The sequence below is a fragment of the Mesorhizobium sp. M0062 genome (genome assembly GCF_040323125.1).
Classification (GTDB): domain Bacteria; phylum Pseudomonadota; class Alphaproteobacteria; order Rhizobiales; family Rhizobiaceae; genus Mesorhizobium.
Map to the genome: position 1 here is coordinate 1 of NZ_JAMYUO010000048.1, position 12,811 is coordinate 12,811.

General features: G+C 59.6%; 8 protein-coding genes, 8 pseudogenes and 1 other annotated feature. Of the genes and pseudogenes, 6 read left to right on the forward strand and 10 right to left on the reverse strand.

Features of this window, described 5'->3' with window-relative positions; translation table 11 throughout:
* The 4 genes and pseudogenes from NKJ64_RS29945 to NKJ64_RS29960 form a co-directional block, all read right to left on the reverse strand.
* Positions 1–286: pseudogene (locus NKJ64_RS29945) on the reverse strand (hypothetical protein); the annotation flags it as partial.
* A gap of 410 nt (positions 287–696) precedes the next feature.
* Entirely contained in the window at positions 697–2,442 is a 1,746-nt protein-coding gene (virD4, locus tag NKJ64_RS29950; protein WP_352463798.1) for a type IV secretion system ATPase VirD4, read from the reverse strand.
* A 229-nt stretch (positions 2,443–2,671) separates the two neighbouring features.
* The gene (locus NKJ64_RS29955) at positions 2,672–3,214 is read right to left on the reverse strand and encodes a hypothetical protein (protein WP_352463799.1); all 543 of its coding nucleotides are present in this window, start codon (positions 3,212–3,214) and stop codon (positions 2,672–2,674) included.
* A gap of 536 nt (positions 3,215–3,750) precedes the next feature.
* A pseudogene (locus NKJ64_RS29960) lies at positions 3,751–4,053 on the reverse strand (transposase domain-containing protein); the annotation flags it as partial.
* 30 nt (positions 4,054–4,083) lie between these two features.
* On the opposite strand from NKJ64_RS29960, the pseudogene NKJ64_RS29965 reads away from it, so the two are divergent.
* Positions 4,084–5,510: pseudogene (locus tag NKJ64_RS29965) on the forward strand (IS30 family transposase).
* On the opposite strand, the pseudogene NKJ64_RS29970 reads toward NKJ64_RS29965, so the two are convergent.
* Both NKJ64_RS29970 and NKJ64_RS29975 read right to left on the reverse strand, forming a co-directional pair.
* A pseudogene (locus tag NKJ64_RS29970) lies at positions 5,489–6,383 on the reverse strand (IS3 family transposase); the annotation flags it as partial. The pseudogenes NKJ64_RS29965 and NKJ64_RS29970 sit on opposite strands and share 22 nt — an antisense overlap.
* Positions 6,017–6,133, reverse strand: a sequence feature (AL1L pseudoknot). (Overlaps the previous pseudogene by 117 nt.)
* A 155-nt stretch (positions 6,384–6,538) precedes the next feature.
* Positions 6,539–6,688: a hypothetical protein gene (locus NKJ64_RS29975; RefSeq protein ID WP_023703136.1), complete on the reverse strand. Its 150-nt coding sequence runs from the start codon at positions 6,686–6,688 to the stop codon at positions 6,539–6,541.
* Between the two features lie 197 nt (positions 6,689–6,885).
* Between NKJ64_RS29975 and NKJ64_RS29980 the strand changes: the two genes are divergently transcribed.
* The gene (locus NKJ64_RS29980; protein WP_352463800.1) at positions 6,886–8,805 is read left to right on the forward strand and encodes a potassium transporter Kup; all 1,920 of its coding nucleotides are present in this window, start codon (positions 6,886–6,888) and stop codon (positions 8,803–8,805) included.
* Positions 8,806–8,961: 156 nt separating this feature from the next.
* On the opposite strand, the pseudogene NKJ64_RS29985 reads toward NKJ64_RS29980, so the two are convergent.
* From NKJ64_RS29985 to NKJ64_RS29995, 3 genes and pseudogenes are all read right to left on the reverse strand, one after another.
* Positions 8,962–9,641: pseudogene (locus NKJ64_RS29985) on the reverse strand (IS6 family transposase).
* A 50-nt stretch (positions 9,642–9,691) separates the two neighbouring features.
* Positions 9,692–9,855, reverse strand: a pseudogene (locus NKJ64_RS29990) (DUF1403 family protein); the annotation flags it as partial.
* Positions 9,856–10,088: 233 nt separating this feature from the next.
* Positions 10,089–10,466, reverse strand: coding sequence for a hypothetical protein (locus NKJ64_RS29995; RefSeq protein WP_023690673.1), 378 nt, complete (start codon positions 10,464–10,466; stop codon positions 10,089–10,091).
* Between the two features lie 294 nt (positions 10,467–10,760).
* Here NKJ64_RS29995 and NKJ64_RS30000 point away from each other — a divergent pair.
* The 3 genes and pseudogenes from NKJ64_RS30000 (at position 10,761) to NKJ64_RS30010 (ending at position 12,280) form a co-directional block, all read left to right on the forward strand.
* Positions 10,761–11,487, forward strand: a pseudogene (locus NKJ64_RS30000) (IS6 family transposase).
* Positions 11,484–11,663, forward strand: a complete 180-nt coding sequence (locus NKJ64_RS30005; protein ID WP_031194388.1) for a hypothetical protein — start codon at positions 11,484–11,486, stop codon at positions 11,661–11,663. Before NKJ64_RS30000 ends, NKJ64_RS30005 begins: the two are co-directional and overlap by 4 nt.
* Positions 11,663–12,280: a hypothetical protein gene (locus tag NKJ64_RS30010; RefSeq protein WP_023679572.1), complete on the forward strand. Its 618-nt coding sequence runs from the start codon at positions 11,663–11,665 to the stop codon at positions 12,278–12,280. Before NKJ64_RS30005 ends, NKJ64_RS30010 begins: the two co-directional genes overlap by 1 nt.
* Positions 12,281–12,381: 101 nt before the next feature.
* Here the strand turns inward: NKJ64_RS30010 and NKJ64_RS30015 are convergent, their stop codons facing one another.
* Positions 12,382–12,756 (reverse strand): acyl carrier protein, encoded by a 375-nt coding sequence (locus tag NKJ64_RS30015; protein ID WP_352463801.1) that lies wholly within the window; start codon positions 12,754–12,756, stop codon positions 12,382–12,384.
* On the opposite strand from NKJ64_RS30015, the pseudogene NKJ64_RS30020 reads away from it, so the two are divergent.
* Positions 12,737–12,811, forward strand: a pseudogene (locus NKJ64_RS30020) (DNA-binding response regulator); the annotation flags it as partial. The gene NKJ64_RS30015 and the pseudogene NKJ64_RS30020 overlap by 20 nt on opposite strands.

The following is a 12,811-nucleotide window of genomic DNA, read 5'->3' on the forward strand; positions in this document are numbered from 1 at the left end:
GTTGGCCGCGTGACAGTGAGCTATGCTGGAGATTGGGGTGACGAGGCTGATCAAGCCTTCCAACAGTACCAGCCTGATCAATTACAGCGAGAGCTACCGGTCCGGAGATCGCATCAGCCCCTCTCTGCATATGCACGCGGCCGCCTGAATTGCCGATTTCGCTCAGCTGCTGCTGAATGGCGACGGCTTGCGGCGCATTCAGGGCCCTCTGCGTCTGCGCTGACCACAACAGCGCTGGTGAATGTTCATTGTTGGGACGACTCACTCGGGTGGCAGGTGGTTGCATGGTCAAGCTCATCCGGCGAAGGGCGGATCTGCTGTTGGCTGGCAGCCAAGACTGGGGGCGGCGGCCCGAACTCCGGCGTCCCAGAGCTTGCGAAAGCCTCCGACACGCTTCTGTTGAGGTCATCCCGTCCATCGGGCATCCCTGGGTTGCTGAAAAAAGACGAGGCGGCTTGATGATCCTGCCCTCGCTGAAGCACCTCGCGAAACCCCCTGTTCCAGTCGCAGAAGCTCCTCTGGATTGGTTGGCGGCTCGTCAGCTCGACCATCGAACAGCGGCCGGAGCGCCTCGGACACGTGCTGCTCAAGTTGCCGGGCTTGGCCCGCTTGCCCCTCTTCCAAGCCGGCGTCCTGCACCTGCCACAAAGCTGCTACACGGGATGGATTTTCTCGCGGGGTCCACACAGCCTCACATCAAACTGTATCGTCAAAGTCCTGCGCCAATTCACACAGCGGGTCATCGAGTTGAGATTCGGCGGAGAGCGCCTCCTCTGCTCCCGTCAAGGGCGCCGGCTCCGGGAGGGCGCCTGTCTGGCGTTCAAAGATGCGTTTCAGAATGCGATCCGAGAAATAACGCACCTTCCTCAATTTTAATGGTGGCAGACCTTTGATGAGAACAATCTCGTAGTCGTCATCGAGCAGCCGAACCTGTTCGGGACGCAATAGCGGTGCACCTTGATGTGAATTCTGAATGGTCCAGTCGAACGTTCGCGCCTGGCTGTGGGAAATCGATTTGGCTTCAAACGTGTATTCACCGATGGCCTTGGAAATGTAGTTCGGAGTCTCGTCATCAGCCGTGGCCATGAACACTTGCAGTCCGGTATTGCTGAGAAAATTCTGCTTGCCAGCCTCTCCATAAGCCCCCGTCAGTGCCGAAAGGCTTTGGATGATGAGCATGAAACGCCCCTTGTAGCCCGCGATAGTCGTGATTGCGGTCTCGATCGCCTCCAGCTTACCCAGGTGCTTGAACTCATCGAGCAGGAAGAGAACCTCGTGCTTTTCATCCCGGCCGGCCAGCGACCGCTGCAGAATTGAAACGATTTGCTGAAAAAACAAGCGTATCAAAGGCGCGATCACCTCAAGGTCGTTCGGACCAACGCAAAGATAGATGCACGTTCTGCGACGGCGAAGATCATAGACCGAAAAGTCCGAGCGACTTGTGGCCGCCTTTACAGCGGGATCCGCCCACAGGTTGAGCCCGCCATCGCCGAGCACGGAAGTGTAGGAGGTTAGGATTTTCGTATCGTTCCCCGCCATGTCGTCGAAGATGCGTTGTGCCTCTTTGTTCTGAGTCTCCATGGCGAGTCGCGCGAAGAGCTTAAACTTCTCCCCCGGCTGGGCGAAGAGGTCATAGACGGCGCCGATTGTTGGCGTGCCCCGCTCGATGCAGGCAAGGATTCCCGCGACAAAGATATCTCGCGCGCCGCTGACGAAACCTTCCGCGCCCTCCCCCTTGGCCGTAATCAGGTTTGCGGCCAAGCGGCGGGCTTCGGTGAATTGCTGCTGTGGAGGCAGCGCTATAAGATCCAACAGCGGATTGTAGCAGTTTGTGCGCCGCTCCGAATCCAGCGGCGCGAATTTAAACACGTCGTCACCTGCGGCTTTGCGCGCCCTCGAGGTGAGCTCAAAGAGCTCCCCCTTGACGTCCAGAGCTATCACCGAGCCTTTGAATGTAAGTAGCGTTGGAATGACTATGCCGACGCCCTTGCCAGCGCGGGTCGGTGCAACGATGAGGCTGTGAGGCTGCTCGCCATTGGTCAGGTAGTAGCCAGGCCAGAAAGGGCCACTTGTCTTCCCAAACACCGGCCCTGTCACGCCACGGTATCGTCGCAGATATCCCGTGCGTCGCATTTCATCCACTCGAGCCCAACGAGCCGTCCCGTGGTGTTCGAGCTTGCGGCGCAATACGATCTGCTGAATCAGCAAGACGACCGCGGACGTCGAGAGCACGATAGCCGCGCCCCGATAGAAAACGGGGGTTGCGAAACCCAAATAGAAGGGCGTCTCAAACCAAAAGGCACGGACATCAAACGCCATCAGAGCCTCGCCGCTGCCGCCGTGGCGGAAGGTTGCGTAAAGACTTGCCGCACAGAAGCCCACGGCGAGTGAGCACGCGATGCTAATGGCTATGTTGGGGGGCGTCGTTTTTGTTGAAAGCATTGTTCCATTGCCGGATTAGCCGTAGCTAATGCTGCGCGTGCTTCAGAGACCGAACCGGCGTCGCGCGATGTCGCCGCTCGACAGATCGATGCCGCAGTGGGTGGTGCGATGCTTGCAGCGCATCACCCGGCAGACGTGGTTTTTGTACGTCAACGGCCAGCGAATTGGAAACGGCAAGGCCGAAGACGGAATTCGGGAGAGAAAGCGTCACTGTACCATGGCCGAGACCTCAACGGCCGGAGCGATCTCTGCTTCGGGTGGCCTCCATTAGGTCCTCTCGGGCGTGATTGTAGGCTTGGCTTATGGACCGCCCGACTTGAGCACCCCGCTGCAGCTGTTCATAGGAGGTTTGCGGGCCTACTGTATCACGGACTGCAGCCTCAATACCTGCTATGTGGCCGTCCAGATTCGCACTCCGTTCCTCTGCTGCATGCTGCGGCGCCGGCATGTGCGGCAAGATGTGTTGCATGCCGGGAAAAACTGAGTGAGCTTGGGCCTGTTGATTTGCGTCTAACTGTTGATACATGTTGAGAATAGCATTGGATGCCATCATCCTGACATTGCCATCCGGATCAGAAGAAGCCAATCCAATGGCTTGATCAAGAATGCGAGATTTGTTTTCGTCAGTAAACTTACTGAAGTGTGGCGCAACGTAATAAGCTCCGAGAGCTTGCGACGGCGGATCCATGTTGCCAATGCGATTAACAATAGCATCTTGCAGCCCTGGCGTTAGGTAATCGCCTAGATTACTGGCCGCTCCGACTTTCTGCAATGCTATGTCATCCGTGCTGTACCCCAATTCGGCTGTTAATGTCGCGGCCAGATTGATGGCTGATCGTCCAAGCCGATTGGTCCGCCTTTCAAATCTCGCGAGGTCAGTTTCTGGCCCGGGTTGAGTGCCCCGAACGGCTGTTCGCTCGTGCGTCCCGAGGCCTTTGAAGCCCCCGAGATTTCGCGCTGTATCGCGCGGGTTAGCGGTTACCAGCCGTTCTGCAACATCGCTCAATGGCCCCTCTGGAACGTCACGGAGGCTACTGCTCCCCCCGCCTTGAGATGATCTTGCAGCTGCACGTGCCCGTTTGTTATCGCGATCCATTGCTCGCCTCCAAAGTAGTTATTCTACCCAAATGAGGTTACCACCGAAGCTTGACCTGCTAAACCGATATGATGTTACAGTTGTAGTATGGCAAAGGGTTCCCAGCTCTGTGGGTCTGCCAAGTGCCCGTCCAAGCCGAAGAAAATACGATGAAGCTGGCATCAAATGCGATGTGAACAGCCCCGGGCATTCCGGAGGCCGTTTCGTTTGAGTCACGCGGCTATGGCTGGTTCATCCAACATGGCATAGTAGCGTTCCTCGGCTTCGGCCGGCGGGATGTTGCCGATGGGCTCCAGCAGCCAGCGATTGTTGAAGCAGTCGACCCATTCGAGCTTGGCGAACTCGACGGCCTCGAATGAGCGCCAGGGTCCGCGTCGATGGATCACCTCGGCCTTGTAAAGACCGTTGATCGTTTCGGCGAGAGCATTATCGAAAGAGTCGCCGACACTGCCCACTGCGGGTTCGACGCCGGCCTCCGCCAAGCGCTCGGTGTATTGAATGCTGACGTGTTGGGCGGATTCAACCGGTCGTCGCAACACCAAGGGATTGGAGGTTGCAATGATGGTTCACCAACGCGCTTAGATCGGTGCACTCGAAAGAAGCTGGATTCGCCCGGGCGTCCGCCTGCCTGGCAGCGTGAGAATCGCTTCCGGTTCTGGCAAGCTATTGCCTTGGGACATTCGAGCGAGGAGGCCGCACTGGATGCCGGTACATCAACGCCTCTTGGTCCGCGCTGGTTTCGGAGTGCAGGAGGGATGCCGCCAACGCATTTGGCGCCGTGGGCGAAGCCGCCTTCGGGGCGATATCTTTCTTTCGGGAGCGCGAGGATATTGCGCTTGAGCTTGCCAAGGGAATCGGCATCCGGGCCATTGCTCGTAAGCTAGGTCGGCCGCCGAGCACAATCTCGCGGGAGGTCAGGCGCAATGCCGCGACGCGCAGCGGCAATCTGGATTACCGGCCAGTGCCGCCCAATGGCACGCCGATCGTGAGTCCCGCCGGCCTCCTGGCAAGCTGGCGGTCAATCCGGCTCTGCGTGAATGTTGAGGAGCGCTTGGCCGGCAAAGTCACCAATCCCAATGGCGCCTCATTCGAGGGCCCCAAGGTGGGTATGGAAAAAACGACAGAGCCGGAGGTGGTCGGCAGCCTGGAGCCCCGAGCAGATCGCTAAATCGGCTTCAGATCGATTACCCAGAGGATCAAACCATGCGGATCAGCCACGAGACGATCTATCAGTCCTTGTACATTCAAGGACGCGGAGCATTGCGCCGGGGACTTACCGCATGTCTGCGTTCAGGCCGAGCGTTGCGCGTACCGCGCGAACGGGCCCGAGTTCGCAACAAGTCCTTCATTGGAGACGCCCTTATAATAAGCGACCGTCCGGCCGAAATTGCCGATCGGGCTGTCCCCGGACATTGGGAAGGCGACCTCATCCTTGGCCTCGGAAGCTAGGCGATCGGTACGCTCGTGGAACGAAGTTCACGCTTCACAATGCGTGCTTCACCTGCCGCGCATGCATGGCTATCAGCAGAGCCTGCGCATCAAGAACGGTCCACCACTTGCCGGCCACGGCGCTAAGCAGTCCGCAGAGCCATAGCCCGATCCATGGGCAAACTTCCCGAGCAACTGCGTCAGTCGCTGACTTGGGACCATGGAGCGGAAATGGCGCAGCAGCCGACCTGCGCATCGACACCGGGCTCGAGATTTTCTTCTGCGATCCCCAAGCCCGTGGCAGCGAGACTCCAACGAAAACACCAATGGCTTGCTGAGACAGTACTTTCCAAAGGGCACGGATCTCAGTCGGGACACAGCCCGGGAACTGGACGCAGTCGCCCATGCTATCAACACAAGACCGCGCAAAACGCTCGGCTGGAAAACACCTGCCGAACTCCTCGACCAGCTCCTTGGGGGACAGTATGATGCCGGTGTTGCGACGATCCGGTTGAATCCGCCTTGGCTGCCTCTATCGCTGTGATGGATGAGCCCGCCTCCCCGCGCGGGCCGCCGATCATGGAGAGCCTGTTCCAGGGCATCGAGAACGAAGGCTGCATGCGCCGTCCGGCTCACCCGCCAGCCGACGATCCGACGGGCATAGGTGTCGACAAAGGCGACATAGACGAAGCCCGTCCAGGTCGCGACGCAGGTGAAGTCGGAGACCCGCAGCATGTTCGGCGCCGGAGCATGGAACTGGCGGTTGACGTGGTCGAGAGGGCAAGGTGCGGCCTTGTCGCTCACCGTAGTGCGGATCGGCTTGCCGCGGACGATGCCTTCGAGGCCCATGGCCTTCATCAAGCGGGCAACCGTGCAGCGGGCGACCTCGAAGCCCTCGCGATGCAACCGCCGCCAGACCTTGCGAACGCCGTAGACGCGGAAGTTCGCCTCAAACCGTCGGACCTCATCCTTCGAGGCTGTATCCCATCTTGCCCGAGCCGACAGCCGGCAGGGGTCGACGCGCTTGGCGACATGGTCGTGGTAGGTCGACGGGGCGATCGGCAGCACCTTGCAGATCGGCTCAACCCCATGCGCCTTGCGGTGATCGTCGATGAACGCGATCGTGGCCTGAACCGGCGGTCGAGCTTCGCCTGGGCAAAATACGCGGAAGCCTTGCTCTCGTTGGCCTGCGAAGCTCGCGGCTCTCGCGTTCCAGAGCCTTCAGTTTCGTCGCAGCATCCGTGGGAACTCCGGCGCGCACGCCGCCGTCACGCTCGGCTTTCTTGCAGCCGATCTTGGCGGCGATCGATGAAACCGCCGCCCACCGCGACGTATGCTCGCGTTCGTGATCCAGAACCAGCCGCACCGCGGGGGTCCGGACCTCGGGAGAGAACTTGTTGGTCGCCTTGCTTGTCATGGTTTCACCTTCTCAGGAGTTGGAGCCTCCGATCAACCCGCGGCGGTACACAACAAGGGTCACGGATCAATCTGGGCGGGAACCCTAGAGAATCAGCCCTCAGAGCCTTTGGTAATAGACCGACCCCTCGCACCTGTTTGGGCTGGGTGTACAAGTCAGGTTTTCATCAGGTTGGACGAGTATGTCTGGCAGTAGAGCGCGACCACTTCCGTGCCCGCCCGCTCGTCTGGCAGACACACAAAGGAGAAAGATATGCCGTCAGCTACAAGCAGCGCCATCGTTTCCTGCCGCAGATCATCGCCCATCCGGTCTGGCCCTCCTTCAGGTCCCCTTGAGCCTGTGTCTCGTCGAGGAAATGGCCCGGGAGCGGGATCGTGGTTTCGTATGAGACAATCCGCCGGTGCGGCAACAAATGCGGTCCGCATCCGGAGCCATTACGTCGCGGCACTTGATATTGCAGTGCAGCAAAGGTAGAGGGCCGCCCCTTATCGGAGTGTCGCCCATGGCCCTTACCAATGCTGGTAGCGAGGCAGAACCCGTCGAACAATCGAGCCATCCCGAAATCGAACAGCACAGCACCAAGGTGCTGATGCTAGGCGCGCTCGGCGTTGTCTATGGCGATATTGGCACCAGCCCGATCTACGCGTTCCGTGAGGCGCTGGTGGCGTCGTCGGGCGGCAATGTCGCCGAGCGCGGCGATATCCTCGGCGTGCTGTCGCTGATCATCTGGTCGCTGACTATCATCGTCACCATCAAGTACATCATGTTCGTGCTGCGCGCCGATAACGGCGGCGAGGGCGGCGTGCTGTCGCTGATGGCGCTAGCGCGCGGCAGTTTCCCCAAGCGGTCGGCGGTGATCCTGGGCATCGGCATCGTCGGCGCCTCGCTGTTTTTCGGCGACGCGGTCATCACGCCCGCGATTTCGGTGCTGTCGGCGGTCGAGGGTATGAACGTCGTCACGCCGACCTTCCAGCCCTATGTGGTGCCGCTGACACTGGTCATCCTGGCCATGGTGTTCGCGGTGCAGCGCTTTGGCACCGGCGGGGTGGGATTGGTATTCGGCCCGGTGACCGCCGTATGGTTCCTGGCAATTGGCCTTTCCGGTCTCAACCACATCATCGCCGATCCAGAAATCCTGTGGGCGGTGAGCCCGCACTACATCGTCGCCTTCCTGATCAATTCGCCCGATGTCGCCTTCGTCACCATCGGCGCCATCTTCCTCGCCGTCACCGGCGCCGAAGCACTCTATGCCGATCTCGGCCATTTCGGCCGCAAGCCCATCGTGCTCGCCTGGCTGGCCATCGTGTTTCCCTGCCTGCTGCTCAATTATGCCGGGCAAGGCGCCTTCGTGCTGGCCAAGAACGGCGTCGTCGGCCATCCATTCTTCGAGATGAACGAAGGCTGGACGCTGATCCCGATGGTGGTATTGGCAACCGCGGCGACGGTCATCGCCAGCCAGGCGGTCATATCGGGCGCCTTCTCGCTGACCAGGCAGGCGGTGCAGCTCAATATGCTGCCGCGCCTCGAAATCCTGCACACGTCGGAACGGCAGTCGGGCCAGATCTACATGCCGCGCGTCAATGTTTTGCTGGCGCTGGCGGTGATGTTGCTGGTCGTCGGTTTCGGCGAATCGAGCAAGCTCGCCTCCGCCTATGGCATCTCGGTGACCGGCAACATGCTGGTGACGACGGTGCTGCTGTTCGTCGTCATGACGCGCATTTGGAAATGGCGCCTGTGGGTGGCGGTGGCGATGACGGCGGTGTTCGCGTTCATCGACATCGGCTTCTTTGCCTCCAACATCGTCAAGGTGTTCGAGGGCGGCTGGGCGTCGCTTGCGGTGGCCTTCACCATCGTTCTGGCGATGTGGACCTGGGTGCGCGGCAGCCGCTATCTGTTCGACAAGACCCGGCGCAACGAAATCCCGCTCGATTTCCTCGCCGGCAATCTGTTGAAGAAGAAGCCGCAGCTGGTGTCCGGCACCGCCGTGTTCCTGACCAGCGATCCGCAAAGCGCGCCGACAGCGCTGATGCACAGCCTGAAGCACTACAAGGTGCTGCACGAGCAGAACGTCATTCTGTCGGTGGTCACCGCACCGCAGCCGCTGGTGCCCGACAGCGAGCGGGTCAAGATGGAGACAGTCAACGAGTTGTTCATGCGGGTGACGCTGACCTTCGGCTATATGGAGCAGCCCAACATTCCGCGCGCGTTGGCGATCTGCCGCAAGCAGGGCTGGAAGTTCGACATCATGACGACGTCGTTCTTCCTGTCGCGGCGCTCGCTCAAAGCCTCGCCCAATTCGGGCATGCCGGTGTGGCAGGACAAGCTGTTCATCGGCCTGGCACGCACGGCCGCCGATGCGACCGAATATTTCCAGATCCCGACCGGACGCGTCGTCGAGATCGGAACGCAAGTGACGATTTAGGGCATGCCGCGGTTGAGAAGAATCGGTGCTGTCACATTGAATGAGCGTTAAGGAAATTCAGGTAGCAGCGCGCCCGGCACTGTAAGTTTCAGCGGCTTGATGCAGCGATAGCTGGCCGGGACGGCTGTCACGCTGTGGCGACACACGCGATTTTGTTCAGATTTGCATGGGGGCGTTACGCAGGTCTCGATGTTGAGCCGATGACAGCGCATTGCAGGGAAAGTGAGCAGGTCGGCAATCGGATCATGGATGGAAACGAACCGCTGAAGCTGGCGTGCCGACTTGAAGCGTTTCATGATCCTTTCGCGTCGTCGGGTCGGCTGGTGCGAATTTTCCGCTCGATTATTCAGGCCTGTGTGCGACCGGTGTTCGACGCCGGGCATGAGGTCGCGCATGGCGGCATCATAGCATCGGAGCTTGTCGGTGATCATGATCCGTGGTGTCCGCCCTTGAGCTTTCAGCAACTTGCGCATCAGACGCTTTGCCGCCTTGGCATTTCGGCGGCTTTGTACCAGCACTTCGAGGACGAAGCCGTCCTGATCGACGGCACGCCAGAGCCACTGCTTCTTGCCACTGATAGCCACGACACATTCGTCGAGATGCCATTTGTCGCCCAGGCAGCCGGCTGATATTGATCTCCTGGGCGAAATGCCGTCCGAATTTCTCCGCGCAGCTTCGAACGGTCTGATGCGTGACGATGATGCCGCGGGCCGCCAGCATGTCCTCAACCATGCGCAGGCTGAGCGGAAAGCGAAAGTAGAGCCATACCGCGTGCGCAATGATCTCGGGGGAAAGCGGTGGCGACCATAGAGCGGTCCACGAGCAACTTCTGACATGGCCCAATGTAAGCACATCTTCATAAGCTGTCGGTTGACTTTACGGTGCCGCGCCAAGCGAGCAGCATCCGGCCGGCGGGGCCGACCCCGTCTCCCGGCCGTGAGCAGAACGGCATCACGCAGGGGCCGCTTCATCCTCGACGCGGCCAGCCTGCTTTGCCGTTGCCGCCGCCGCCGAAAGCGCCAGGCGTTGCCGCCAGGCGCCGGTCCGCCGGCAGCGGTTCGTCTCCACCGATGATCCGATTGCCAACCAATTCCACTTTCCCCATACCTGCGTAACGCCGCTATGCAAATCTGGACAAAATCGCGTATGTCGCCGCAGCATGACAGCCGTCCCGACCAGCTATCGCTGCATCAAGACGCTGATATCTTTACAGTGCCCGCACGCCTCTCGCGTGCCAACGGCCAGTCGGTGTCGCGAATTGAGGCGCGCTGAAGCCGTCCGGCTCAGCCGATCATGGCGCTTCGGTTGCCGGGTTCGAGGTCGTGGCCTCTGCCGCTGCGCGATTCTAGCAATTGCGCCTTGGAGAGCTCTGCTTCAGCCTCGGCGAGGCATGGCTCGGCTGCGGTTCTCTGCCGCAGAAGGTCCGATTGCGAATTCTTGACGTTGTCACGACGTAGGCGAGCGGCCTTGGCGAACGTCGGATAAGCGAAATGATTGACATCGGAGATGCCGCCCTTCGTTTCCTCGGCGTTTATCTGGAACTCCAGTTCTCGCGCCATGCGTTCGAAATCGGCAATCATGATGTCTAGCTGGTGCAACTGTCGTCGCTTCTCATTCACCTGAAATTGCTTCAGTCGGACCAGATTACCTCGTGGCTTCATGACTCGGTACTCCGGTACCCATTTCGTCCAATCAAACCGCTCTCTCCCCTTGACGTTAGGCCTACAGCGACTCTCACGTTTTCTGCTGCGAGCGGAAACATATTTTCCAAAATCCTTGGCCGATGGCTATGAGTTCAATGCATCGACAAGCATGCGAGCGGGGGACTTAAGGGGCGGTAAAAAAAGGCGGAATAGGGCGATTTTCACAATGTCTGCATATGAACGCGTTGAGACCTGCGGCGGGCTTGACACACAAAGCAATCGTCAAGATTTGCGACATGGACGCCGGGGGGCATGAATACGCCCGCCGTCAGCTACACGCCCCCCGATTTCCGCCGCCCTATTATCGCCCACGCGCTCTGGCTTTATTTCCGGTTTCCGCTGAGCCTGCGCCTGGTTGAGGAAATGCTGCTGGAACGCGGCATCGTGGTTTCGTATGAGACAAGTCGCCGGTGGGGCATCTAAGTTCGGGCTGGACTGCGCTCGCTGCTTGCGCCGCAAGCCGCCGTGCCGGAATGATGTCTGGTACCTGAACGAAGTGGCGTCACCATCGCCCGGCAAAAAGCTTTGGTTGTGGCGCGCCGTCGACCAGGATGGATATGTGCTGGACGAAATCGTGCAAAACCGCCGCAACACCAAGGCCGCCAAGCGCTTGCTGACGCGGCCGTTGAAGAAGCAGGGGCTCGCGCCGAAGCGCATGATCACCGACTAGCTGCGCTCGTATGGAGCGGCAAAGCGACAGGTGATGCCGGACGTCAAGCACCGGTCGCACAAGGGGTTGAACAACGGAGCGGAGAATTCCCATGTGCCGCCGCGAAAACGGGAGCGGATGATGCAGAGGTCCGATCGCCGGGAGGCCTGCAACGCTTCGTCTCGACCTTGTCAGCCCTCCGCAACCTCTTCGTCCCGCCCCAAACGTTCTGCTCTCGCCATACATGTTCATCGCCTCAGCGCGATGGCGCTGGTGATATCACGACGCGTTTGTACCGCTCGACCTACGCCACAGGTGCCGACGCTGTGACGAGCTTCGTCGGTCGCGTGTCGAGTGACGGCACCGGGGACAATTATCGTCGACCGCAGTCCATTGCCCAGACCAAGGCGCTTCTCGGCGTCGGCACGATGGCAAATCGCAGCGTCACGATCTCGGCCGCTGCCCCTTCTGGCGGCGTGGACGGTGATTTCTGGGTGCAGCCGTAATGGCCCTTTACGTCAAAGCCTCCGGGGTCTGGGGGGCGGCTAGCGCCGTATGGGTGAAAATCTCAAGCCTCTGGACCAAGGCTCGACAGGTCTATGTGCGCAGCTCGGGCGTCTGGGAGAAAATGTTCCCGATAGATCTGGTCTTCAATGGCACTCACGAAGACTCGACTGCCACGACCGTTTACACCCACACCAGCATTCCGCTTCTTGTCGCGCCACACGCTAATCGTCGTGTCATCGTGACAACTGAGACCACTGACACCGAAAGTGCAGTGACCGTCAACAGTATGACGATTGGGGGTGTGGCTGCCACCCTTCTCGCTCAGGTGGAAAGCATCTTCAATTCTGGTGTGGTCTATCTGTCAGTGTGGTCGGCCCTCGTGCCAACCGGTACGACGGCAACGATCGTGACCACGTATAGTGAGAGCGTGTTCCGTGACTACATGTCGGTCTATACGACCACCAATTGGGATGGTGTGGTGGGCACTGTTGCCTCTGACAACAATTCAACGGGTGGCCTGACAACGACCGTCAGCATTGGTGCCCTGGGCGCAGCGATCGCAATTGCGGGCAACGCCACCAAGGGGGCATCGGCACTGCGACATGGACCGGGCTGACCCAACAGTTCTCAAACACACCAGTCACGAATAGAAACCACAGCGGATGGCAATAGCTACCGCCGCCCAAGCTGCCCTCACCGTAACCTGTGCCTACAGCACTACTCCAGCACTTGTCGCACTGCTGGTGGTTCCGCGGTGCGCAACTCCTGACTGGCGACGGCGTCGGCGACATGCCTTACGGACTCGTATTGCCAGAGCTTGTAATCGTCGACAAACCAGCCAAGTCGGCTCTCGATCGCCGTAGCAAGCTCGTTATAGTCGAGGCTGTCGAGGCCGAGATCCCGCATTCTGGTTGTCATCGACACCTCTACTTTTTCGGCAACTAGAGCGTTGAGGGTTTTGAGAACCAGTTGTTCAATTTCAAGTAATGTCATCCCTAATACATGCCTTTTGCTTGCAGACTCAGGTAATGCAACCCTGATCGGGGCGCAACCCCCAAAACGAGGTGTGCCGTTGAAACATGTTCTTGTCATTGACGATGATGCCGCAATGCGGCGCCTCATCGCCGAGTATCTCACGATGCATGCC